The following is a 23,106-nucleotide window of genomic DNA, read 5'->3' on the forward strand; positions in this document are numbered from 1 at the left end:
CATGGCCCTTAACAACGATCATCCTCCCGGGTGATCCGCACGGCGCGGCAGGAAGGGAACCAGTGAGCAAGTCCCGGAAGAACCTGAAGTCCCGAAAGACCCGTAGCGGCCTCGTGGCGGGTGTCGCCCTCGCCGGGGTGACCGCGGCGGTCGCCACGTTCGGCGCGGGTGCGGCCAACGCCGAGCAGCAGGGCGAGATCCGCGGCGCCGGTGCGGCCAACGCGGTCGGCGGCAGCTACATCGTCGTCCTCAAGCCCACCGCGGTCGGCCAGGGCGTGGCCGCGGCGAGCGAGATCACCGCGAACGTGGCCGCGAAGGCGCAGGGCCTCACCGGTCAGTACGGCACCACGCTGTCCCGCACCTTCGGCTCGGCGCTGAACGGCTTCTCGATCAAGGCCGACGAGGCCGCCGCGAAGCGTCTCGCCGCCGACCCGCAGGTCGCGTACGTCGTCCAGAACAAGACGTTCAAGATCAGCGAGACCCAGGACAACCCGCCGTCGTGGGGCCTGGACCGGGTCGACCAGGCGGACCTTCCGCTCGACAACAAGTACACCTACCCGACGAAGGCCGACAACGTCACCGCCTACGTCATCGACACCGGTGTCCGCGGCTCGCACAAGGACTTCGGTGACCGCGCGACCGGCGGCAAGGACTTCGTCGACAACGACGACACCCCCAACGACGAGCACGGCCACGGCACGCACGTCGCCGGCACCATCGGCGGCACGGACCACGGCCTGGCCAAGGGCGTGAAGATCGTCGGCGTCCGCGTGCTGGACGCCAACGGCAGCGGCACCACCGAGGGTGTCGTCGCCGGTGTCGACTGGGTCGCGGCGAACGCCAAGGGCCCGTCGGTCGCCAACATGAGCCTGGGCGGCGGCGCGGACGACGCGCTGGACGCGGCGGTCAAGGGCGCCATCGACAAGGGCGTGACCTTCGCGCTCGCGGCGGGCAACGAGTCCTCCGACGCCGGCACCACCTCCCCGGCCCGCGTGAAGGAGGCCATCACGGTGGCCGCCAGCGACAAGACCGACAAGCAGGCCAGCTTCTCGAACTACGGTTCGGTCGTCGACCTGTACGCGCCGGGTGTCGACATCACCTCGTCGTGGGCGACCGGTGACGACGCCACCAACACCATCAGCGGTACCTCGATGGCCGCGCCGCACGTCGCCGGTGCCGCCGCGCTGTACCTCTCGGCGCACCCTGACGCCACCCCGGCCCAGGTCGCCGAAGGCCTGGTCGGTGCCGCCGCGGACGGCAAGATCAGCAACCCGACCGGTGGAACGGCGAACAAGCTGCTCCAGGTCAAGTAAGACCCTCGCGGACAAGCTGCCCCCGGCGAACTCCAGGCGCCGGGGGCAGCCCCGTGTCCAAGGGGATCCCAGACTTGTTACCAACGGGTAAGCTCCTGCTCATGGTCCTGCGGAAGAACATCCTGATCACCGGGGCGAGCTCCGGACTCGGCGAAGGAATGGCCAGGCAGTACGCCGCGAGAGGCCGCAACCTGGCGTTGGCCGCCCGCCGTGTCGACCGGCTCGAAGCCCTCGCCGCCGAGCTCAAGAAGGCGTACCCCGGCATCACCGTGGTCACCCGGAAGCTCGACGTGAACGACCACGACCAGGTCTTCGCCGTCTTCGAGGAGTTCCGCGAAGAGCTCGGCTCCCTCGATCGTGTGATCGTGAACGCGGGGCTCGGCAAAGGCCAGCGGATCGGCACCGGCCGCTTCGACGCCAACCGCGAGACCCTCCAGACGAACTTCCTCGCCGCGGCCGCCCAGATCGAGGCCGCCGTCGGCATCTTCCGCAAGCAGAAGGACGGCCATCTCGTGGTCGTGTCCTCGTTCCTCGCGCTTCGCGGTGTGCCCGGCAACGCCACCGCGTACGCCGCCTCGAAGGCGGGTATCTCGTCGTTCGCCGAGGGCACCCGGATCGAACTGCTGAAGACCCCGATCAAGGTCACCACGCTGCACCCCGGGTTCATCGAATCGGAGATGAACGAAGACATCTCGAAGCTCCCGGGCGCGGTCAGGGCGGAGCCCGGCGCGCAGGCGCTGGTGAAGGCGATCGAATCCGAGACGGCGAAGGCGTTCGTGCCGACGTGGCCGTGGAGCGTGCTTTCGAAGCTCTTCCCGTTCGTCCCGGCGCCGTTGCTGAAGAAGTTCGGATGACGGTCGCCGCGGACAAGACCGTCGAGGTACGCGGTGAGGACTCGTTCGACCCCGCCGCGGTGCACGCCTGGCTGACCGCGCGGGTGCCCGGGCTCGGCGACTCGCCACCCGGAGTCCGTCAGTTCCCCGGCGGCGCCTCGAATCTCACGTATCTGCTGACCTATCCGGATCGCGAGCTGATCCTGCGGCGCCCGCCGCTGGGGCACAAGGCCGCGTCCGCGCACGACATGCGCCGTGAGTTCCGGGTGCAGCAAGGGTTGCGGCCGGTCTTCCCTTACGTGCCCGAGGTGCTCGCCTTCTGCGACGACGAAACCGTGCTCGGCGGCGACTTCTACGTGATGGAGCGGCTCGAAGGCCTGATCCTGCGCGGAGATCTGCCCGCCGGTTTCGACCTGTCACCGGCGGGCGCGCGCGAACTGTGCGGCAAGGTCGTCGACCGGCTGGTCGAGCTGCACGCCGTCGACGTCGAGGCCGCCGGGCTGGCCGATCTCGGCAAGGGCGCCGGCTACGTCGAGCGCCAGGTGCGCGGCTGGTCGGAGCGATTCCTCAAGGCACGTACGGAGAACGTCCCGGACTGCGCCGAGGTGATGGCGTGGCTGAAGGACAATCGGCCGTCCGAGGTCAAGATCTGCCTGATCCACAACGACTACCGGCTCGACAACCTGGTGCTCGACGAGGAGCTGCGGATCGTCGGAGTCCTCGATTGGGAGATGGCCACCCTCGGCGATCCGCTGATGGAACTGGGCAGCACCCTGGCGTACTGGGTGCAGGACGACGATGACGACCTCATGAAGCTCAGCCGCCGTCAGCCGACGCACCTGCCGGGGATGTACACGCGCGAGGAATTCGTGCGGCGGTACGCGGAGCGGTCCGGTCTCGAAATCGGGGATTGGACGTTTTACGAGGTGTACGGCCTGTTCCGGCTCGCGGTGGTGATCCAGCAGATCTACTACCGCTACCACGCGGGGCAGACGACCAATCCGGCGCTGAAGGACCTCTGGCAGTTCGTCGGGTACCTCGACGGCCGCTGCCGCCGGATCATCGGAGGAGGAAACGCGTAGATGGGCGCGATCTATCTGGTCCGGCACGGGCAGGCTTCGTTCGGCGCGGAGAACTACGACCAGCTCTCGCCGCGCGGTTTCGAACAGTCCACTGTGGTCGGTGAGGAACTGCTCCGGCGCGGCGTCGAGTTCACCCAGGCGCGGGCGGGTTCCCTTGCCCGCCAACGGGACACGGCCGCGACGGCGTTGAAGGTGCTCGGCTCCGGGATCGCCGTCGTCGAGGACGAGCGCTGGAACGAGTACGACCACGTCGACATCGCGAAGTACCACGCCGCCGGTGTCCAGCAGACCGATTCACGGGCGTATCAGGCCGCTTTGGACGGTGCCCTGAACGCGTGGGTCTCGGCGGGTGCGTCGGGTCCGTGCGCCGAAACCTGGCCCCAGTTCCTGGACCGGGTCAAGGGTGCGCTGGCCGATGTCGTCGCGTCGCTGGGCAAGGGCGAGCACGCCGTCGTCTTCAGCTCCGGCGGCGTGATCGCGACGGTCTGCGGCGCGCTCATGGGCACGCCGGAGGCGGGGCTGCTGAAACTGAACCGGGTCACCGTGAACGCGGGCATCACCAAACTGGTGTCCGGCCGCGGCGGGGTGACCTTGTTGTCGTTCAACGAACATCCGCATTTCGAGGCGGAAGCCGCGGAACTGCTCACCTACCGCTAGGAGTTACGCGATGGCGTTCGGCGAGGTCACGGTCATCCCGGTCAACGGGCATGGTCCCGAGGACGTCGTGGTCGACGACCAGGGGCGGATCTACACCGGCGTCGACGACGGGCGGATCCTGCGCGTCACGCCCGACGGCAAGCGGATCGACGTCCTCGGCGACACCGGCGGCCGCCCGCTGGGTCTGGAGTTCTACGGCGAAGACCTCCTGATCTGCGACGCCAAGGCCGGTCTGCTCACCATGCCCCTCGCGGGCGGTCCCGTGACCACGCTGGCGACTTCGGCGGTGGGGCTCGACTTCGTGTTCTGCAACAACGCCGCCGTCGCCTCCGACGGCACGGTGTACTTCACCGACTCCTCGCGCCGCTTCGGCATCGAGAAATGGCGTGACGACCTGATCGAGCAGACCGGCGGCGGACGGCTCCTGCGGCGCACGCCGGACGGGAAGATCGAGCAGCTCGCGGACGGTTTCCAGTTCGCCAACGGCGTCGCGCTCCCGCCCGACGAGTCCTTTGTGGCCGTCGCCGAGACCGGTGCCTGCCGGGTCGCGCGCGTCTGGCTCACCGGCGACAAGGCGGGCGAGCGGGACTATCTCGTCGACGATCTGTGGGGCTATCCCGACAACATCTCGACCGGCAGCGACGGGCTGATCTGGATCACCGTGGCGAGCCCGAAGGTGCCCGCGCTTTCCTTGGTGCAGAAGCTCCCCGCGCCGCTGCGGGCCGGGGTCCGGGCGCTGCCGACCGCCCTGCAGCCCGCTCCCGCGCGGGAATGCGGGGTGCGCGGCGTGACTCCGGACGGGAAACAGGTCCACGAACTGCGCGGGGAGATCGACGGGTTCCACGTGCTCGTCGGCGTCCGGGAACGGGCCGGGACCCTCTACTTCGGGTCCCTGGAGGACAACGCGATCGCCGTCACCTCAGTCTAGGCAGAATTCGTTGCCCTCCGGGTCGTTCATCACGATGAAGCCGAGGCTCAGCGGCTCCTCGGGCTCGAAGCGCTTCACTCGCGTCGCGCCCAGGGCGACGAGCCGATCGCATTCGGCTTCGAGCGCCGCCATGCGCTCGTCTCCCCGCAGCCCGGGAGCGGCGCGGAGGTCGAGGTGGACGCGGTTCTTCGCGATCTTGTCCTCCGGGACCTGCTGGAAGAAGATCCTGGGCCCTTCGCCGTCCGGGTCTTCGAGGGCCGAGCGGGTGTTGCGCTGATCCACGGGCACGCCGACCCGTTCGAGGAACTCGTCCCACGCGTCCAGCGGGTCGGTGCCTTCGGGCACCTCGACCCCGGGAGGGCCGGGGTGGACGTAGCCCAGGGCGTCACGCCAGAAGGTGGACAGGGCCTTCGGGTCGAGGGCGTCGAAGCTGACCTGGAATTCGCGGCTCTTGCGGTTCATGGGATCACTCTGACATGCCTAGCGGACAGGATCGGTCCGCTATCTCTGGCAGAGTGGGTGACATGGAGGACGAGCGCGGGACGACCGAGCGGGTGCTCACCCTGCTCGGGCTGTTGCAGCAGCGCGCGGTGTGGACCGGCCCGGAGCTGGGTGAACGGCTCGGCGTCACTCCTCGCACGATCCGGCGCGACGTCGAGCGCCTGCGCGCGCTCGGGTATCCGGTGCAGGCGAGCAATGGTGTCGGCGGCGGCTACCAGCTCGGGCCCGGCCACGACATGCCGCCGCTGCTGCTGGACGACGAGGAGGCGATCGCCACCGCGGTCTCGCTGCTCGCCGGCGCGGGCAGCGGTGAGGCCACGCTCCGGGCACTGACGAAACTCGACCGGGTGCTGCCGACCAGGCTGCGGCACGAGGTGAGCGCGCTGTCCGGCTCGGTGGTCGCCTTCGACGGAAGCCGCGCGCCGATCGACCCCGACGTGCTCATGACCCTCGCCCGCGCCTGCCGCGATGAGGTCGAGGCGGGCTTCGAGTATCCGTCTTCGGGCTCCGCGCCGCGGCGGGTCGAGCCGTATCGCTTAGTGGCCTCGGGGCGGCGCTGGTACCTGCTCGCCTACGACCTCGACCGCGACGATTGGCGCACCTTCCGCGTCGACAAGATGACGGCGGTTTCCGCGCGATCGTGGCGGTTCCGCCCGCGCCCGGCGCCCGACGCGGCGGCTTACGTGCAGGAGAACATCGCCAGCCGGGTCTACCGGCATCAGGCGCGTTTCCTGGTCCACGCGCCCGCTTCCGTTGTGCGGGCGCAAATTCCGGCTTCGGCGGCGGTGGTGCGGGATCTCGGGCGTTCGCGGTGTGAGGTGCTGAGCGGGGCCGGGGATCTCGACTTCCTGCTGATGCATGTGGTGGTGCTGGGGCATGCGTTCGAGGTGATCGAGCCGGCGGAATTGGGGGAGCGGTGCCGGGTTCTGGCCGAGCGGTTGCTTGGCGCGGCCGGTCACGTCTCGTGAGTGGTAAGGACGGTTAGAACCGTCCTTACCACTCACGAGACGTGAGGCTCACCGGCCAGTCCACTGAGGCGAACGCCCAGCCGTCCAAGCCGCATAGAACTCCCCATGGTCCTTCGCCGTCATCAGCAGGGCCTGCGTGATCGCCTCCAGCTCGATGGAACTTCCCAAATCCATGTCGAGCTCACGCGTCAGCAGCACCTTCGTCGTGCTGTACGCCAAAGCCGGCCCATCGGCCAAACGTCGCGCCAAAGCAGAGGCGGCAGCAGGCAAGTCGGAGTCGGGAACGACCTGGGAAGCCAGGCCGATCGCCTCCGCGCGAGTCGCGTCGATCTTGTCGCCCAGCATCAGCAGTTCCGTCGCCCGGCCGAGTCCGACCAGCCGCGGCAGCAGGTACGCCGAACCCATGTCCGCACCGGCCAGGCCGACCTTCGTGAACAGGAAGGCGAACTTCGCCGACGACGCCAGCAGCCGGAAGTCGCTCGCCAGCGCGATCACCGAGCCCGCGCCCGCGGCGACACCGTTCACCGCGGCGATCACCGGGATGGGGCATTCCCGCAGCGCCTTCACCACCGCGCCGGTCATGCGCGTGAACTCCAGCAGTTCCGCGGACTCCATCTTCTGGAGTTCGCCGATGATCTCTTCGACGTCGCCGCCGGAGCAGAAACCCCGCCCCTCGCCGGTGATGACCAGCACCCGGACGTCGCCGCGGTGCGGCAGCTCGGCGAGCAGGTCGCGCAGGTCGGCGTAGCTGTCGAAGGTGAGCGCGTTCAGTTTGTCGGGGCGGTTCAGGGTGACCGTGGCGACGCCGTCGTCCACGGTGAACTCGAAGTGCTCCCAGTCCGTCGTGATCGGCGGCGTGGCGCGGAACGGGCTCATGACTGGATCCCACCTCCATCGAGAACGAGTGTCTGTCCGTTGATCGCGGCGGCTTCGGGCGCCGCGAAGAAGGCCACCGCGTGGGCGACCTCGTCGGGTTCGAGCAGGCGGCCCAGCGGCGACGCGGCGGCGAGGGCGGCTTCCGCGTCGGCTTCGTCTCGGCCGGTCCGCTCCTGGATCCGGGCCACCGACGCGGCCGTCATGTCCGTGCGGACGAAGGCCGGGCAAACGGCGTTCGCGGTGACGCCGGTACCCGCCAGTTCCGCGGCGGTCGCCCGCATCAGCCCGACGGCGGCGTGCTTCGACGCGGTATAGCCGGCCGTGTAGCGGTAGCCGATATGCGACGCCGTCGAGGCGACGGTGACGATCCGGCCGGTGTCTCGCGACCGCATCCCGGGCAGAACCGCCCTTGTGCAAAGAAAAGCGCCGGTCGCGTTGACCTCGATCTGGGTCCGCCATTGCTCCAGTGACGTCTTCGCCAGCGGGGCGCTCGCCGAGATCCCGGCGTTGTTCACCAGCACGTCCACCGGCCCGAGATCCTCGAAGTACCGGGCGACGGCGTCCTCGTCGGTGACGTCGCAGTCGGCCCGGCCTGGGGCGTGCACCTTGTCTCCGGCGGCCTGGAACCGGGCGGCGATGGCCGCGCCGATCCCGCGCGTCCCGCCGGTGACGACGACGATCCTGCTCACTCTGCCTCCACCCGGCGCAACGCGCGCCGATCGAGTTTTCCGTTGGCGGTGCGGGGGAGTTCGGTCACGAACACCACCTCGCGCGGGTATTTGTGCTTCGCCAGCTGGGTCCGCGCGTGGTCCTTGAGCTCCTCGGCCGTGACGGAAGCGCCATCCGCCAGTACGACGCACGCCCGCGGGACGACCAGGCCGTCGACGGTCACCCCCAGCACCGCGCAGTCGACGACGGCGGGATGACCGATGAGACAGTCTTCGATCTCGCTCGGCGCGACGAACACGCCGGACACCTTCAACAGGTCGTCGGCGCGGCCGTGGTGATGGAAGTACCCGTCGGCGTCGCGGCTGAACAGGTCGCCGGTGCGCAGGGTGTCGCCGTGGAACGTCCGCGCGGTCTTCTCCGCGTCGCCGTGATACTCGCGCGCGATGGTCGGTCCGGTCACCTCCAGGGTGCCGATCTCCCCATCGGGCAACGGATCCCCGCTCTCGTCCAGCACGCGAGCGGTGTAGCCGGGGACCTCGCGGCCGAGGCTGCCGACCCGCTGCGCGCCGGGCACGTTGGACAGATAGATGTGGTACGCCTCCGACGAGCCGATCCCGTCGATCACCGGGACCCCGAACAGGTTGTCCCACTTGCGATGCAGCTCCGACGGCAACGCCTCACCGGCCGACGTCGCGAGCCGCAGCGAGCTCATGTCCACAGTAGACGCCGCCGGATGGGCGATCATCGCGCTCATCATGGTCGGCACGTTGACCAGGATCGTCGGCCGGTAGCGCTCGATCAGCGAGAACAGCAGGTCGGCGGTGCTCCGCTGCGGGAACACGATCCCGGACGCGCCCACGCCGAACGGGAACAACGCCGTCAGATCGCGCGCGTAGCCGAAGAACAGCTTCGGCACGGCCAGTACGCGGTCGTCCTCGCGGAGTCCGAGTACGCCGAGCGCGTACCGGTCGAAGCTCTCCAAGGCACTGCGCGCCGGGTGTACGCACGCCTTGGGCGCACCGGTGCTGCCGGTGGTGAACTTCCAGATCGCGACGTCGTCCAGCGTGGTCGGCGCGGCCTCCAGCTCGGCCGACGCCGAGGCGATCAGCGTGGAGAACGAGTGCTCGCCGGGCAGCAACTCCACATCGCCGACGACCAGAAGGTTCCGCGCGCCGGCTTCGCGCAGCGCCGGCAACGTCGAGGCGTCCGCGATGACGACGGCGGCCTCGGTGTAGCCGAGGTAGTACGCGTAATCCTTGGGCTGCAGGAAGGAATAGACCTCGGCGGTGACCGCGCCGATCTTCTGCGCCGCGTACCACACGGCCACGAACTCGACGCCGTCGTTCAGTGCCAGCAGGACCCGCTGTCCACTTCGGACACCGAGTTCGCGCAGCACGTTCCCGGCCCGGTTCACCAGCGCCGCGAGCTCCGCGTACGTGACTTCCTCGTCGCCGCACAGCAACGCCGTCCGCTCGCCGGGGAGACGGTCCACGAAATGGGTCGCCAGATTGAAGGTCATACGAGCTCCCGGATCGCTTCGACCAGGATGTCGGTGAGCACCGAGAAGGTCTTCTCGCCTTCCTCGGCGGTCGCTAGGGCGGGGGTTCCGCAGTAGGCCTCGGTCATTCCGGCCGAGGCGAAGTCCGTGACCCCGCCGCGTGCCAGGTCGACGTGGACCGCGGGTAGCCCGCGCTGGACGGCGGCGTCGACGAGATCCGGCCGGTCGGCGAGCACCAGCGACGTCTCGTACTGCCCGGCATGGCACTCGCCCGAGCGGAACTCGTCGGTGAGGCGCGCGGCGTACCGGCGGCGGACGAGGTCGACGAAGCCGACGCCCGCCGTCTCCGCCACCCGCCGCAGCACGGCCAGATGCGCCGGTTCGAAATGGTTGTTGACCAGCAGGATCCTGGTGAGCCCCTGCTCGGCGAGCGCGCCGCAGATCTCGGTCAGGAGCGCGTACAGGGTCTCCTCGCCGATCGAGACGCCGCCCGCGAACCCGGCGGCGAACCGCGTCACCCCGTACGGCACCTCGGGCAGGATCAGCACGCGCAAGCCGGGATCGCCTGCCAGCCGTGCGGCGGCCCGCTCGCACATCCCCCGGGAGATCAGGGGATCGGTGCCCAGCGGCGCGTGCGGTCCGTGCGGCTCGACGGCGCCCACCGGGAGCAGCAGCACGGGAACGCGCGCGTCGGACGCGAGCGCGGCCACCTGACGCGAGCTCAACTCCGCGAAGTACGTCACTCGAATCAAGCTACACCGCAGCGGCCTGAGGTGTATAGAGTTGCGCGCATGCCCGAATCGGCCACGCCCCACGGCGACCCAGGTCCCCAGGAGCTGGTGATGACCCTGCTCGGCACCTACGTGTCGCCGCGCGAGACCCGCCGTGTCTGGTCCGGTGGCCTGGTCGGCGTGCTCGCCGGGCTCGGCTTCTCCGACGGCGCCGCGCGGATCGCGCTGGCCAGGCTCGCCCGCCGCGACCTGCTCGCGAGGCACAAGGCGGGCAGGCTCGTCCACTACTCGCTGACCCGCCGCACGATCGCGCTGCTGGAGGACGGCGACCGCCGGATCTTCTCCCTCGGCAGACGCGAACGCGAAGTGGGGGAGTGGACCGTGCTGTGGCAGAGCATCCCGGAGAGCCGTCGCCAGGCAAGGGAGCGCTTGGTGCGGCGGCTGCGCTTCCTCGGTTTCGGCCCGGTCCAGGACGGCACCTGGATCGCCCCGCACGACCGCGAGGCCGAAGTGCTCGCCCTGCTGGCCGAGCTGGACGTCGCCGAACACGCGGGGCTGATGCTCGGGAAACCCTCGGCCGGCCTCGACGTCCGGCGCTTCGCCGCGCGGGCCTGGAACCTCGACGGTCTCGCCGCGCGTTACGACGCCTTCGTCCGGGATTTCGGCGGATACCCGGGCGACCTGCCCGACGCCGAGGCGTTCCGGGTCCGGACCTGGCTGACGCATACGTTCCGCGCCTTCCCGTCACTCGATCCGGAGCTCCCGGTCGGGCTGGTGCCCGCTCCGCCGAGCCGGGCGGCCGCGGTCGAGTTGTTCCACGATCTCTATCAGGCGCTGGCCCCGGCGGCGCAACGCCATTTCGACGAGGTGACAGAAAAATGACTGGCGACCGGGAGGGGCTCTTGATCTTTTCGGGGTCGCGCCGTTTTCGGCCGGCAGGCCCCGTGATCGCGATGGCAGGGCGCCGTCGCGGGCAACGTGCGCTGATCGGGAAGGGTGCGCCCTGGCAGCGCGATCACGGTCGGCGCGATATCGATGGAGTGACAGAAAAATGAACGACACTCAGGCCGCATTGAGTTACACGTCCTACCTTTCGCTGGACGAATTGCTGGACGCGCAGCATCCGCGGTCCGACGAGCACGACGAATTGCTCTTCATCGTGATCCACCAAGTGTATGAACTTTGGTTCAAACAAGTTCTCCACGAGGCGCTTTACCTGCAGGAGCAACTCGAGGCGGGTAACACCGCTCACGCCATCCGCACTTTGCGGCGAATCCTGACTATCTTCAAGGTGGTGGTCGCGCAGATCGATGTGCTCGAGACGATGACTCCGAGCCAGTTCACCAGTTTCCGTGCGCGACTCGACGCGTCGAGCGGGTTCCAGTCTGCTCAGTTCCGTGTCCTGGAGGCCGTCCTCGGCCGCCGGGACGAGCGGGTGTTCGCGCATTACCCCGAAGGCGGTGAACAACGTGCCCAAATCGCGGACGCGATGTCACGGCCGTCGCTCTTCGACTCCTTCGTCACCTACCTCGCGGTGAAGGAGTACGACGTCCCGACCGGGCGCGATGTCACCAAGCCACTCGAACCCTCTCCGGCGCTCCAAGAGGTTCTGTTGCGGGTCTACCGCGACGACACCGGGCCGTCCGTCGTGGCGGAGCACCTGGTCGATCTGGACGAAGGGATGCAGGAGTGGCGGTATCGGCACGTGAAGATGGTCGAGCGCACCATCGGAGACAAGACCGGGACGGGGGGTTCGTCGGGCGCGCACTATCTGCGTACGACGCTTTTCTCCCCGATGTTCCCGGATCTCTGGGCGGTGCGGAGCAGGCTTTGACGAACCTCGGCGAACTCCGCCGCGATCCCAACGCGCTCGCGGAGCACTACCAGGCGTTCGGTGTGGCGGACCGGATCCTGCTGACCGGCCACTCGCATCAGGCCTGGCCGGACGTCGCGCGGGAAGGCCTTCTCGAAGCCTTCGCCGACGCGGCCGAAGAGGTCGACACGAAGTGGGACCGTGCCTTCGCGAAGGCCGACGAGATGCGGGCCGGGTTCCGGGCCCTGCTCGGTGATCCGCACGGCGCCATCGCGCTCGGCGCCAGCACCCACGATCTGGTGATCCGGTTCCTTTCGGCGATGGACCTGCCTCGCCGTCCGCGCCTGGTCACCACCGACGGCGAGTTCCACACGCTGCGCCGTCAGCTGGGCAGGCTGGCGGAGGAAGGCGTCGAGGTGGTCCGCGTCCCCGCGGCGCCGGTCGCCACGCTGGCCGAACGCGTCGCGGCCGAGGTCACCGAAGACACCGCCGCCGTGCTCGTCTCGGCCGTGCTGTTCGAGACCTCGCGGCTCGTGCCGGGCCTCGCGCATCTCGCCGACGTCTGCCTTTCGAAGTCGGTGAACCTCGTCGTCGACGCCTACCACGCGCTCGGCGTCGTCCCGTTCTCGCTGCACGACCTCGGGCTCACCAACGCCTGGGTGCTCGGCGGCGGGTACAAGTACCTCCAGCTCGGCGAGGGCAACTGCTTCCTGCGGATGCCCGCGCACGCGCAGGAACTGCGGCCGGTCGTCACCGGCTGGTACGCCGAGTTCGGCGCGCTCGCGGACGAGCGCCGTCCCGGCCAGACCGCCTACGCCGCCGGATCGGACAGGTTCGCCGGAGCGACCTACGACCCGACGAGCCACTACCGGGGCGCTCGCGTCTTCCGGTTCTTCGCCGAGCACGGGCTCACGCCCGAGTTCCTGCGGGAGGTGTCGCGGCACCAGGTGGGCTTCCTCGCCGAGGGCTTCGACAAGCTCGGGCTGCCCGAGGACGTCGTCACCCGTGACCGGGAGACCCCGCTTGACCGCGTCGGCGGCTTCCTGTCGCTGAAATGCGCCGACGCCGGCGCGCTGCAGGCCGCCCTCGCCGAACGCGGCGTCCGGACCGACAGCCGCGGCGCGTACCTGAGATTCGGGCCGGCGCCGTATCTGTCCGACCGTCAGCTCGATTCCGCGCTCCGCGTCCTTCAAGAGGTCGTCAACGGCTGAGACACCTCGCCCCCGGCTTGGCGAACGGACCGGGGCGATCTAGGTTTGCGATGTGGCACCGTCGCCGCCGGACGACCTTCGTCGGGGACTGTGCCTTGTTGCAGGAACTTCGCACGTGAGCCACAAGCAGCGTGCACTCCAGGACAAGGAGTCACCACAGTGACCGAAGTGTTCGGCCAAGGTACCGGCCATGAACAGGTCGTCTTCTGTCAAGACCAGGCCACCGGCCTGAAGGCCATCATCGGGATCTACTCGACGGCGCTCGGGCCGTCACTGGGCGGGACCCGGTTCTACCCCTACGAATCCGAAGACGCCGCGCTCGCGGACGTCCTCGCGCTGTCGAAGGGGATGGCGTACAAGAACGCGCTCGCCGGGCTCGACCTCGGCGGCGGCAAGGCCGTCATCATCGGCGACCCCCAGAAGCACAAGACCGAAGCGCTGCTTCGCGCCTTCGGCCGGTTCGTCCAGACGCTGGGCGGCCGCTACATCACCGCCTGCGACGTGGGCACCTACGTGCAGGACATGGACATCGTCGCCCGCGAATCGGAGTACGTCACGGGCCGCTCGCCGGAGAACGGCGGCGCCGGCGACTCCTCGGTGCTCACCGCTTTCGGCACCTACCAGGGCATGCGCGCCTCCGCGGACGCCGTCTGGGGTGTCCCGGAACTCGCGGGCCGCAAGGTCGGCGTCGCCGGGGTCGGCAAGGTCGGGCACATCCTGGTCGGGCATCTGATCGAGGCGGGCGCGCAGGTGGTCGTCACCGACGTCTCGCCCGCGGCGATCGAACGCACCCGCGCGGCGTACCCCGGCGTCGAGGTCGTCGACGACATCGACGCGCTGATCGGCACCGAACTCGACGTCTTCGCGCCGTGCGCGCTGGGCGGGGTGCTCACCGACGAGACCGTCGGGCGGCTCCGGTCCAAGATCGTCTGCGGCGCGGCCAACAACCAGCTCGCGCATCCGGGCGTCGGCAAGCAGCTCGACGACCGCGGCATCCTCTTCGCGCCGGACTACCTGGTCAACGCCGGTGGCGTGATCCAGGTCGACGACGAGCGGCACGGCTTCGACTTCGCGCGCGCCAAGCGCAAGACGACGGCCATCTTCGACACCACGAAGGCGGTGTTCGCGCTGGCGAAGGCCGACGGTGTCCCGCCGGCGACGGCGGCGGACCGGCTGGCCGAGCGGCGGATGGCGGAGGTCGGCGGGCTGCGGTCGATCCTGACGGTGTAGCTCACGCCCCGCGAAGCCGAAGGTTGCGAAAGCCGCTTTCGCAACCTTGAACGTTGCGAAAGTGGCTTTCGCAACACCGGCTGCACACCGCTGACTTGAGAAACCACTTCCCCTGCGGGCAGCGGCACCGCGGGGCCCCACATGACGCGAAAGCCACTTCCGGGACACCAGATGTCTCGAAAGTGGCTTTCGCGTCATGTTCGTCCAGCGGGACGGACAAGCGGGCAGTGCCGGGGACTCAGCCGCTCTTGCGACGGAAGGTGCGCTTGTTCGCCGCCGGACCGTGCGCGTGCAGGTTCTTCCCGCCGCCGTTCTCGTGCGACGAGCCGGAGCGGGCCTGAGCCTGCTTGCGCTCCAGGGCCTCGCGGAACTTGCGCTTCGTGTCGTCCTCTTCGCCATCCGCCGGGGACGGTGCGGGTTCAGTCATTCTTACCTCCGAGGTGACGACATGTGACGTTCTCACCCTGTCAGGAACCGACCGGCTTGGCGAGTCGATTTACGTCACCTGGGCGGGGACGGCAGCCGGACCGGGCCGCCGAACCGGACCCGGTCCCGCAGAAGCGGGCGCCAGCAGTGATCGCACAGCAGGATCGGCTTCAGCCGGTTGCCGCAGTCCACGTGCTCCAGCGTGATGTCCGGCTCCTGGCCGGGTACCTCGAAACCCCGCGACCATTCGGCGATGAAGGCCAGCGCGGGGAAGAACGCGAGCCCTTTCGCCGTCAGCCGGTAGTCGTGCGCGTCGGTGCGGGTCTTCGCGGCCCCGGTCCGCAGCACGCCGGCGTCCACGAGTCTCGACAGCCGCCCCGAGAGCACGCTCGGCCCGATGCCCAGTTCGCGTTCGAACTCCGAGAAATGCCGTGCCCCGAGCAGCGCGCTCACCACGACCCCGGTCGACCACCGGTCGCCGAGGAGTTCCATGGTGTCCGGGAAGAACATCAGCGGATCGCCCGCGAGGGACTCGGCGTCCTTGCGGCGGAAGCGTTTCGACGCCGTCGCTTCGACGACGCCGGTGTCGTCGAGCCGCCGCGCGCGGACGTCGCGGGCGTCGACCCGGCGTTCGCAGGACGCGCAGCCGAGCGGCGCCGAGGTGGCCAGTTCGCAGTCGAGGTGGATCAGTGTCGGCAGTACGGCACGCCGTCCCTCGACCCATTCCCGTTCCCACGCCCAGATCGAGATCAGCAGCGGCCACAGATCGAGGCCGCGTTCGGTGAGCCGGTACTCGTGCCGGGTGCGGCGCGCGTCCCGGTACGGCGTGCGGACGAGGACGCCCGCGTCGACCATGTCGCGCAGCCGCCCGGACAACGCGGTGGGGGAGATGCCGAGCCGCAGCCGGAGCTCCTCGTAACGGCGGAAGCGCAGGAAAAGGCTCTGCAGGATCAGCAAGGTCCACTGATCGCCGAGCAGTTCGAGCGCGCGGCGCAGCGGATCGCCCGCCGGCCGGACGCGGTGCGCCGTCGCCTCTGTCACGTGGTTCCTTCCGCGGTGGGGTCGCTGTCAGCGTACTACTGACTACAGCAGCAGAAGCCTCTTGACACCTGACTACAGCAATCGTAGTGTCTCGGCCATCGGTCAACACGAACCAGCCGGGGAGTACCGATGACGAGCACCTCCGAGCAGCCGGTCCTGGTGGCGGCCGCCACCGGTGAACCCGAGGTCAACCCGTATCTGATGGGCGTCTACGCCCCGGTCGGCGAAGAGATCGACGCGAGCGACCTCGAAGTCGTCGGCAAGATCCCCGCGGACCTCAACGGTGTGTACCTGCGCAACGGGCCGAACCCCCGGTTCGAGCCGGAGGGGCGTTACCACTGGTTCGACGGCGACGGCATGATCCACGCCGTCCACCTGGAGAACGGCAAGGCCCGCTACCGCAACCGCTGGGTCCGCACCAAGGCGTTCGAGGCCGAATCCGAAGCGGGCAAGGCGCTCTGGAAGGGCGTCATGGAGTCGCCCAAGGGCAACCCGTCCGGCAACACGCACGGACTGAACATCAAGGACAGCGCCAACACCGACCTGATCTTCCATCGCGGCAAGGTGCTCTCCACCTGGTACCTGTGCGGCACGCCGTACGCGGTCGACCCGCTTTCCCTGGAGACGCTGGGCGCCGAGGACTTCCTCGGCACACTGGTCGGCGACATGATGGCCCATCCGAAGGTCGACGAGCGCACCGGCGAGATGTTCTGGTTCGACTACGGGCCGCGGCCGCCGTACCTGCGCTACGGCGTGATCAGCGCGGACGGCAGGGTCGCGAGCACGACCGACATCGAGCTGCCCGGCCCGCGCCTGCCGCACGACATGGCGATCACCGAGAACTACGCCGTCTTGATGGACTTACCGCTGGTCCAGGACATGGAGGCGGCGCGCAACGGCCGTCACAGGCTGTTGTTCGACCGGTCGCTGCCGAGCCGTTTCGGGGTTCTTCCCCGCTACGGTAACGGTAGCCAGATCCGCTGGTTCGGAGCCAGCCCGTGCTACATCTACCACGTCGTCAATTCCTGGGAGCAGGGCGAGGAAATCGTCCTCGACGTCTGCCGCGTCCAACGTCCGGAACCACGTTCCGACGCGCGCACCCCGCTCGCCAAGATGCTGTCGTATCTGCGGCTGGACGCCTCACTGCACCGGTACCGGTTCAACCTCCGGACCGGGCAGTGCCTGGAGAACCAGCTCGACGACGACAACACCGAATTTCCGTCCGTCGATTCGAGGGTGGTCGGCGGCCGGAATCGCTTCTCCTACGCGGTGCACATCTCGCCGGAGTCGACGCTCAAATTCGACGGCCTGGTGTGCTACGACAATCTTGCCGGCGTCAAGACCGAACACCGGTTCGGTCCGGGCCGGTGGGGCAGTGAGGCGCCGTTCGCACCCCGCGACGGCGCGGCCGCCGGTTCCGCCGACGGCTATCTGGTGACCTTCGTCCAGGACGAGCGTGAGGGGCGCTCGGAGCTGGACGTCTTCGACGCCGCCGATCTCGCTGCCGGACCCGTGGCCAGGGTCCTGTTGCCCCAGCGTGTCCCGCTCGGTTTTCACGCGACCTGGGTCCGGGCGGACCAGCTGGAACCTTCCCGTGATCGATGATCCCCGTCGCATTCGCCCACCGGAGGGGTGTGGGCAGATGTGTCAGGGCCGGAAAGCCGCGTCCGAGTCGCCCCTTCCAGGGGGTGGGGCGACTCGGACCCGGCGTCGCGGACGAACCGCCGGGCGAGCGCGCCGAACGCGGTCGCGGCGGTGAACACGAGGGCGGCGACGCCCGTTTCGGCAGTGAACTGGAGCGCGCCCAGCGTCCCGGCGGTGAATCCCGAATGGACACTCCAGGCGATCAGCGCCGTCCCGGCGGTCGCGGTCAACCTCGTCACGATGCCGGTGACGAGTACTACGAAACCCAAGGCCAGTAAGGAAAAGACGTGATGTCGCGCCGAGCCGAGCAGACCGGCCACCGACGCCGCGGCGACGACGGCGGCACAACCGAACGGGAAGCCGAAACACTCGGTTTTCCTCATCCGCCCAGTCAACTCCGCGTCACGGGTCGTGCCGCGCGCGTGAACGCGTTCCCTACGTCTCCTCCGGGAACTTTGACGGAATCCTGACCATTCAGGCCTTACGGGCGTGCGCGATGATCGCGTCGGCGATCGCGGGCCACAGCTGCCGCGGCAGTTCGTGCCCCATCCCGGGGAACAGCAGCAGTTCCGCGTCCGGGATCGCTTCCGCGGTCGCCTTCCCGCCGCTGACGTTGATCAGCGGGTCGCTTTCGCCGTGGATGACGAGCGTGGGGACACGGACCTCGCGCAGCTTCGCCGTGCGGTCACCCGAAGCGACGACCGCGGCGGCCTGCCGCAGCGCGCCCTCGGGGTGATTCGCGCGGTCGTAATTGCGAGTGGCCTTCATCCGCAGGAACTCTTCGTCGGACGGGTGACCGGGTGAACCCACGAGCCTGAACCATTCGATTCCGTCTTCGATCGCCTGCTCCCTGGTGGCGGCTGGCGGGCGGGTCAATCCGGCGAGCGCGGCCGGCTCCGGCTGCCCGACCGAGGGATCCCCGGTGGTCGACATGATCGACGTGAGGCTGAGCAGCCGCTCGGGCGAGTCGATCGCGAGCTGCTGCGCGATCATCCCGCCCATCGACGCGCCGACGACGTGCGCGCGGCCGAAGCCGAGCGCGTCGAACAGCCCGGTGATGTCGGCGGCGAGATCGGACAGCAGATACGGCGCCGTGGTCAGGTCGCCCGCGGCGAGCGCGGCCAGATCCGGCGTGGGGAGATCGTCCAGATAGGACGAGAGGCCGATGTCGCGGTTGTCGAAGCGGACGACGTGGAATCCGCCATCGGCGAGCAGTTCGCAGAAGCCCGCCTCCCACGTCACCATCTGGGCACCGAGTCCCATCACCAGCACCAGTGGCGGATCCGCGGGGGAGCCGAAGGTGTCGTACTCGAGTTCGAGACCGTTCACACGCGCGCGGGGCATGGCCTGATCCTGCCGGACGCCCCCGCCGTCCGACCAGCCGAAGGCGGATACGGTAGCCCGCATGCCGACTTTCTCCGAAGACGCGGGTTCCCGGCCGAGGTCCCGCGCGGCTTCCGGACGGCCGGCCGTCACCAGGGACCGGATCGTCGACGCCGCGCTCGAGCTGTCGGCGGAGTCGGGTCTGGAGAACTGGACGTTGCGGCAGCTCGCGGCCGCGGTCGACGCCTACCCCGCGGTGGTCTACCACCACGTCGGCGACCGGGACACCGTCGTCGTCGCGGTGCTGGACCGGGTGGTCGGCGAACTCACGCTGCCCGACGAGTCCTTGTCGTGGCGGGACTGGTTCGACGATTTCCTGCCCACCGTGCGGACCGTGCTGCGCCGCTATCCCGGTTCGGCGCGCCGCCTGGCCCTGTTCGGGCCGTCGGTCGCCGCCGCCGTGCCGACCATGAACACCGGCATCGGCCGTCTGCTCGCGGCCGGTTTCGGCGGCGAGGCGCCGTTCGCCTACAACCTGCTGCTCGCCACCGCCTGTCAGTTCGTCGCGATGGAGGACGACCGCGAGACCGCGATGGCGCTCCAGCTCGACCGATGCGAGGGATACGCGGCGTACCGCACGCGCGACGACCTGCCCGGGATGGCGGCGCTGGGCGAGTCGATCGCCGAGCTGGTCGCGGACCCCGACCTCGCGGCCGGTTACTACGAGCGGCTTTACCATTACGCCGTGCAGCGCTGCCTCGACGGACTCGAACTCCGGCTCACCCAGCTGAACGCAATCGGACGTTTGACAGAGCCGTGACAGCGAATCGGCGTAGTGTGGAGGAATACCGGTGCTCGTCACCGGTCCCGAAGCCCCTGGCACCAACCTCCCCCTCGAGGTGCCGGGGGCTTCTCCCCGTTCAGCCTCGCTGAATCGCGGGGAAGACGTCGCCGACCAGTGTGACCAGCGATTTGCTGAGCAACGTGTGCACCTGCGCGCGATCGAGCGAACCGCGTACGAGCCATTCCCGGCCCGCCGCCTTGACCATCCCGCCGAACGCGCGGACCAGCGCGTTCAGCTCCTGCCCGTGCTCGCTTTCGCGGGAAAGGCCGACGGCTTCGAGCACCCGGTCCGCCGATTCGCGATCGGCCTCTTCGAGGATCCGTTCGACCTCGAGGTCCCGGCCGATGCCCTCCGGCGCGATCGCGGCCAGCCACATCTTCTCCTGGCTGGTGACCATGTCCAGGAACCAGTCGATGGCGACGTCGGCACGCAGTTCGAGCGGTCCTTCCGGCAGGATTTCGACGGCGAGCCGCGGCACGGTCAGCGCCCGCCGGATGATCTCCAGATAGAGCTCGCGTTTGGTGCCGAAGTAATGGTTGATCAGACCCCTGGCGACCCCGGCCTCCGCCGCGATGTCCGAAGTGGACACTTCCGAGTACGGGCGGTCGGCGAAAAGGCGGGCCGCGCAGGCGAAGATCTGCTCCTTGCGTTCGTCCGGTTCCAGTCTCCGCCATCTCGGCGCCGGCTCGGTGGTCATGCGGTCAATCTTCCCACGATCGATTCAGCCCGGCCGGGCAGCGGCCGGATCCGCGTGACATTCAAAAGCAAAGTGTCAGTTAATCCGGCGTGTACCGTCTGTTGGCCCGCTGGTCTTTACCGTCTTCAATCAGGTGGCATGCCGTGCGCGCTGTCGGGGCGCGTTTGCCTCCTACCGGCCCGGCCTGGCGAGTAACCCCCCCTAGCTCGCCAGGCCCGGGCCTTCTTCTTTCGGCGAGGGCCGTTCGGCGGGCAGCAGCAGCGTGAATGTCGTCGGCGCCGGGCTGGTCAGACGCAGCCGTCCGCCTTCCGCCTCGGCCAGGCTCCGCGCCAGCCGCAGCCCGATCCCGTTGCCTGCGTGCTCCTCGGACCGCTCCCCGGTGACGAACGGATCGTGCCCGTCCTCGATGGCTCCCTCGTCGCTCACGTCGATGGCCAGCGCGTCCCCGGCGTCGCGCGCCAGGACGGACACCGTGCCGCGTCCGTGGGTCGCCGCGTTGTCCAGCAGCACGGCGAGCACCTGCCGCACGGCCGCGTCCGCCGCCCGCGCCGGCAGCGCGTCACGGCCGCTGATCCGCAGCGCACGGCCGCGTCCGGCGAGCAGGCCGTGCCAGGTCTGGCGGATCTCTTCGAACAGTTTGCCCAGGTCGAGCAGGGCGCGCGGGGCCCTCGTCTGCTTGGCCAGTGCCAGCAGATCGTCGATGGTGCGTTCCAGCCGGTCGGCCGAGGCGATGCCGTCCCGGATCGTCGCGTAGGGATCGCGGTCGGGGCTTTCCAGCGCCGCCTCCAGTTGCAGGCGCAGCCCGGTCAGGGGCGTCCGCAGCTGGTGTGAAGCGTCGGCGGAGAAGGTCCGCTCGCGGTCCAGCGTCTCGCCGATCCGCTCGGACGTGACGTCGAGCGCTTCGGCGACCTGATCGATCTCGCGGACCCCGGTCCGGCGGGCGCGGACGGTGAAATCGCCCTCGCCGAGCCGTTCGGCGGTGGCGGCCAGATCCTCCAGCGGCCGCGCGAGCCGGGTGGCGATCCGGCGCCCGATCAGCCAGCTCGCACCGATCGCGACCCCGGCGAGCGCGATCATCTTCAGCCAGGTCAGGCGGATCTTGGCGTCCAGTTCCGCGCGGGGATGGGCGGCGCGGACCACGCCGACCAGCGATGGTCCAGAGAGCACGGGAACGGCGAGGACGACCTCGTCTTCGCGGGTGCCGGTCGCCATGTCGGTGTGGTGCGCTTCGCGGACGAACCGGTCTTCGCTGGCCGGGCCGTTGCCTGCCAGGAGCCTGCCGGTCGGGGTGTAGACGGCGACCCTGATCCCGCGGATCCGGCCTTCCTCCGGTTTGACCGGTCTCAGTTCCGGGATCCGGCCGTTGGCCAGGTCGCCGGTCACGCCGAGGACGACGGTGTCGGCGACCCGTTCGAGGTCGTGGGTCGAATTGCCCTCGTGGAACCGGGCGACCGCGACGGCCAGCGGCGCCCCGAACAGGGTGATCGCCAGCACCGCGGCCAGCACGGTGAGGGTGACGATCCGGCGGCGCACGCTCAGAGTGTGGCCGAAGTGCGGAAGGATCACCCACTCGACGCGATATTTTGCCGTCCGTTGACCTGAGATCAAGGCGATGTTGACCCCTTTCGCCTTACCTTGGGGCCATGCGCCGACGTGCCGCCGTCATGGCAGGCCCGGGGCCCGGATCCGTCCCCCTCGTCCGGTTCGCCGTCCCGGGCGAGTGTGTGGCCGTGCTGCCCGCCGGAGGTGGCGAGGCCCCCATCGGCGCTCCCGGGGCAGCCGTGCTGCTCCGGCGCGGGAACCTCTTCGATCACCTCACCGTCGCCCGGAACGTCGTGCTGGCCGGCAGACTCGCCGGTCGCCGTTCCCTCCGCTCCGCCGACGACCTGCTCGAACTGGTCGGGCTGGCCGGACGGGGCGGCGACTATCCGGACACGCTGTCGGCGCTGGAAGGCGCGCGGGCCGGAGTCGCCGTCGCGCTGGCCGGGGCGCCCGAGGTGGTCCTCGCCGACGAACCGACCGGTGAACTCGACGGGCTCGCCGCGCTCGAACTCATGGATCTGCTGTGCGCCGTCGCGGCCCGCGGGACGGCCGTCGTCGTGGCGACCCGTGACGCCGAGATCGCGGCTGCCGCGCAGCGGATCGTGAGAGTGGCGTGACGGCGCCGCTCGTCCGCGCCGACGAGCTGGCGCACACCTACGGTTCCGGGCTGACCGCCGTGGTCGCCGTGCACGGCGTCACCTGCGTGATCGCCGCGGAGACCCGCGCGGTGGTCACCGGACGGGCGGGCGCCGGGAAGACCACGCTGCTGCACCTGCTCGCCGGGATGAAGAAGCCGACGGCGGGCACCGTCGACTGGCCCGCCTTCGAGCCGTCGCCGCCGGGCCCCGACCTGATCGGGCTGGTGCTGCAGGACGGCGGGCTGCTGCGCGACCTCGACGTCCGGCTCAACGTCGCGCTGCCGCTCGTCCTCGCCGGGCGGACCGGCACGGCGGTCCGTGACGCCGTCGACGGCGCTCTGGAGCTCGTCGGCCTCGGCGGTTTCGCCAAGAAGGCGCCCCGCGACCTGACCGGCGAGCAGATCCGGCTCGCCGTCCTGGCCAGGGCGCTCGCACCCGCGCCGAAACTGATCCTCGCCGACGACCCGGCGGGCTGGCTCGACCAGCGCGAAGGCGAGCGGCTCCTCGGCAGGCTCGTGCGTGCCGCGGACCAGCTGGCCGCCGGACTGCTGGTGGCCACGGCCGAACCGGCCCCAGCCGGGCTCTTCGGCGAACAGTGGTCCATGGTCGACGGGAAGCTGGTGCTGGACCGATGATCGCGG

Annotated in this window: 25 protein-coding genes; 14 read left to right on the top strand and 11 right to left on the bottom strand. The window is 69.5% G+C overall.

Features of this window, described 5'->3' with window-relative positions:
* Positions 1-62: 62 nt before the first annotated feature.
* The 5 genes from ACFWIW_RS04660 to ACFWIW_RS04680 all read left to right on the top strand — a co-directional run bounded on the left by ACFWIW_RS04660 (position 63) and on the right by ACFWIW_RS04680 (position 4,813).
* Complete coding sequence (locus tag ACFWIW_RS04660) at positions 63-1,313, top strand: S8 family peptidase (protein WP_125690034.1); 1,251 nt, start codon at positions 63-65, stop codon at positions 1,311-1,313.
* 101 nt (positions 1,314-1,414) lie between these two features.
* Positions 1,415-2,167, top strand: coding sequence for an SDR family oxidoreductase (locus tag ACFWIW_RS04665; RefSeq protein WP_378367130.1), 753 nt, complete (start codon positions 1,415-1,417; stop codon positions 2,165-2,167).
* On the top strand, positions 2,164-3,228 hold the full coding sequence (locus ACFWIW_RS04670; RefSeq protein ID WP_378367131.1) for a phosphotransferase family protein: 1,065 nt from the start codon (positions 2,164-2,166) through the stop codon (positions 3,226-3,228). Before ACFWIW_RS04665 ends, ACFWIW_RS04670 begins: the two co-directional genes overlap by 4 nt.
* The gene (locus tag ACFWIW_RS04675) at positions 3,229-3,885 is read left to right on the top strand and encodes a histidine phosphatase family protein (protein WP_378367132.1); all 657 of its coding nucleotides are present in this window, start codon (positions 3,229-3,231) and stop codon (positions 3,883-3,885) included.
* A gap of 10 nt (positions 3,886-3,895) precedes the next feature.
* A complete protein-coding gene (locus tag ACFWIW_RS04680; protein ID WP_378367133.1) occupies positions 3,896-4,813 on the top strand; it encodes an SMP-30/gluconolactonase/LRE family protein in 918 nt (305 codons plus the stop codon).
* On the opposite strand, the gene ACFWIW_RS04685 is transcribed toward ACFWIW_RS04680, so the two are convergent.
* Complete coding sequence (locus ACFWIW_RS04685) at positions 4,805-5,275, bottom strand: VOC family protein (protein ID WP_378367134.1); 471 nt, start codon at positions 5,273-5,275, stop codon at positions 4,805-4,807. The genes ACFWIW_RS04680 and ACFWIW_RS04685 overlap by 9 nt on opposite strands.
* 62 nt (positions 5,276-5,337) lie before the next feature.
* On the opposite strand from ACFWIW_RS04685, the gene ACFWIW_RS04690 reads away from it, so the two are divergent.
* Positions 5,338-6,282 (top strand): helix-turn-helix transcriptional regulator, encoded by a 945-nt coding sequence (locus ACFWIW_RS04690; RefSeq protein WP_378367135.1) that lies wholly within the window; start codon positions 5,338-5,340, stop codon positions 6,280-6,282.
* 48 nt (positions 6,283-6,330) lie between these two features.
* Here the strand turns inward: ACFWIW_RS04690 and ACFWIW_RS04695 are convergent, their stop codons facing one another.
* The 4 genes from ACFWIW_RS04695 to ACFWIW_RS04710 are packed head-to-tail and all read right to left on the bottom strand — an operon-like array spanning position 6,331 to position 10,068.
* Complete coding sequence (locus ACFWIW_RS04695) at positions 6,331-7,158, bottom strand: enoyl-CoA hydratase family protein (protein ID WP_378367136.1); 828 nt, start codon at positions 7,156-7,158, stop codon at positions 6,331-6,333.
* Complete coding sequence (locus tag ACFWIW_RS04700) at positions 7,155-7,847, bottom strand: SDR family NAD(P)-dependent oxidoreductase (RefSeq protein WP_378367137.1); 693 nt, start codon at positions 7,845-7,847, stop codon at positions 7,155-7,157. Before ACFWIW_RS04700 ends, ACFWIW_RS04695 begins: the two co-directional genes overlap by 4 nt.
* The gene (locus ACFWIW_RS04705) at positions 7,844-9,346 is read right to left on the bottom strand and encodes a benzoate-CoA ligase family protein (protein ID WP_378367138.1); all 1,503 of its coding nucleotides are present in this window, start codon (positions 9,344-9,346) and stop codon (positions 7,844-7,846) included. Before ACFWIW_RS04705 ends, ACFWIW_RS04700 begins: the two co-directional genes overlap by 4 nt.
* On the bottom strand, positions 9,343-10,068 hold the full coding sequence (locus tag ACFWIW_RS04710) for a creatininase family protein (RefSeq protein WP_378367139.1): 726 nt from the start codon (positions 10,066-10,068) through the stop codon (positions 9,343-9,345). The genes ACFWIW_RS04705 and ACFWIW_RS04710 overlap by 4 nt, the downstream gene beginning before the upstream one ends.
* Positions 10,069-10,116: 48 nt before the next feature.
* Between ACFWIW_RS04710 and ACFWIW_RS04715 the strand changes: the two genes are divergently transcribed.
* The 4 genes from ACFWIW_RS04715 (at position 10,117) to ACFWIW_RS04730 (ending at position 14,310) form a co-directional block, all read left to right on the top strand.
* Positions 10,117-10,938 (top strand): PaaX family transcriptional regulator C-terminal domain-containing protein, encoded by an 822-nt coding sequence (locus ACFWIW_RS04715; protein ID WP_378367140.1) that lies wholly within the window; start codon positions 10,117-10,119, stop codon positions 10,936-10,938.
* Positions 10,939-11,107: 169 nt separating this feature from the next.
* Entirely contained in the window at positions 11,108-11,890 is a 783-nt protein-coding gene (locus ACFWIW_RS04720) for a tryptophan 2,3-dioxygenase (protein ID WP_240594763.1), read from the top strand.
* Positions 11,887-13,080 carry a kynureninase gene (locus ACFWIW_RS04725; protein ID WP_378367141.1) on the top strand — a complete coding sequence of 398 codons (1,194 nt, stop codon included), beginning with the start codon at positions 11,887-11,889 and terminating at the stop codon, positions 13,078-13,080. Before ACFWIW_RS04720 ends, ACFWIW_RS04725 begins: the two co-directional genes overlap by 4 nt.
* A gap of 159 nt (positions 13,081-13,239) precedes the next feature.
* Entirely contained in the window at positions 13,240-14,310 is a 1,071-nt protein-coding gene (locus ACFWIW_RS04730; RefSeq protein WP_378367142.1) for a Glu/Leu/Phe/Val dehydrogenase, read from the top strand.
* 238 nt (positions 14,311-14,548) lie between these two features.
* On the opposite strand, the gene ACFWIW_RS04735 is transcribed toward ACFWIW_RS04730, so the two are convergent.
* Both ACFWIW_RS04735 and ACFWIW_RS04740 read right to left on the bottom strand, forming a co-directional pair.
* Positions 14,549-14,737: a DUF5302 domain-containing protein gene (locus tag ACFWIW_RS04735; RefSeq protein ID WP_016332157.1), complete on the bottom strand. Its 189-nt coding sequence runs from the start codon at positions 14,735-14,737 to the stop codon at positions 14,549-14,551.
* Positions 14,738-14,811: 74 nt separating this feature from the next.
* Positions 14,812-15,777, bottom strand: a complete 966-nt coding sequence (locus ACFWIW_RS04740) for a winged helix-turn-helix transcriptional regulator (RefSeq protein WP_378367143.1) — start codon at positions 15,775-15,777, stop codon at positions 14,812-14,814.
* Positions 15,778-15,906: 129 nt separating this feature from the next.
* Between ACFWIW_RS04740 and ACFWIW_RS04745 the strand changes: the two genes are divergently transcribed.
* Positions 15,907-17,382: a carotenoid oxygenase family protein gene (locus ACFWIW_RS04745; RefSeq protein ID WP_378367144.1), complete on the top strand. Its 1,476-nt coding sequence runs from the start codon at positions 15,907-15,909 to the stop codon at positions 17,380-17,382.
* On the opposite strand, the gene ACFWIW_RS04750 is transcribed toward ACFWIW_RS04745, so the two are convergent.
* Positions 17,331-17,804, bottom strand: a complete 474-nt coding sequence (locus ACFWIW_RS04750; RefSeq protein ID WP_378367145.1) for a hypothetical protein — start codon at positions 17,802-17,804, stop codon at positions 17,331-17,333. The two genes, ACFWIW_RS04745 and ACFWIW_RS04750, sit on opposite strands and share 52 nt — an antisense overlap.
* A 91-nt stretch (positions 17,805-17,895) precedes the next feature.
* Positions 17,896-18,765 carry an alpha/beta fold hydrolase gene (locus tag ACFWIW_RS04755; protein ID WP_378367200.1) on the bottom strand — a complete coding sequence of 290 codons (870 nt, stop codon included), beginning with the start codon at positions 18,763-18,765 and terminating at the stop codon, positions 17,896-17,898.
* A 61-nt stretch (positions 18,766-18,826) separates the two neighbouring features.
* Between ACFWIW_RS04755 and ACFWIW_RS04760 the strand changes: the two genes are divergently transcribed.
* Positions 18,827-19,564 (top strand): TetR/AcrR family transcriptional regulator, encoded by a 738-nt coding sequence (locus tag ACFWIW_RS04760; RefSeq protein ID WP_378367146.1) that lies wholly within the window; start codon positions 18,827-18,829, stop codon positions 19,562-19,564.
* A gap of 100 nt (positions 19,565-19,664) precedes the next feature.
* Here the strand turns inward: ACFWIW_RS04760 and ACFWIW_RS04765 are convergent, their stop codons facing one another.
* Positions 19,665-20,285, bottom strand: a complete 621-nt coding sequence (locus ACFWIW_RS04765; RefSeq protein WP_378367147.1) for a TetR/AcrR family transcriptional regulator — start codon at positions 20,283-20,285, stop codon at positions 19,665-19,667.
* A gap of 201 nt (positions 20,286-20,486) precedes the next feature.
* The gene (locus ACFWIW_RS04770; RefSeq protein ID WP_378367148.1) at positions 20,487-21,851 is read right to left on the bottom strand and encodes a sensor histidine kinase; all 1,365 of its coding nucleotides are present in this window, start codon (positions 21,849-21,851) and stop codon (positions 20,487-20,489) included.
* Between the two features lie 77 nt (positions 21,852-21,928).
* Here ACFWIW_RS04770 and ACFWIW_RS04775 point away from each other — a divergent pair, with 77 nt between their 5' ends.
* Both ACFWIW_RS04775 and ACFWIW_RS04780 read left to right on the top strand, forming a co-directional pair.
* Entirely contained in the window at positions 21,929-22,444 is a 516-nt protein-coding gene (locus ACFWIW_RS04775) for a lipoprotein ABC transporter ATP-binding protein (RefSeq protein ID WP_378367149.1), read from the top strand.
* Positions 22,441-23,100, top strand: coding sequence for an ATP-binding cassette domain-containing protein (locus ACFWIW_RS04780; RefSeq protein WP_378367150.1), 660 nt, complete (start codon positions 22,441-22,443; stop codon positions 23,098-23,100). The genes ACFWIW_RS04775 and ACFWIW_RS04780 overlap by 4 nt, the downstream gene beginning before the upstream one ends.
* Positions 23,101-23,106: the final 6 nt, after the last annotated feature.

The sequence above is a fragment of the Amycolatopsis sp. NPDC058340 genome, from assembly GCF_042723975.1.
Classification (GTDB): Bacteria; Actinomycetota; Actinomycetes; order Mycobacteriales; family Pseudonocardiaceae; genus Amycolatopsis.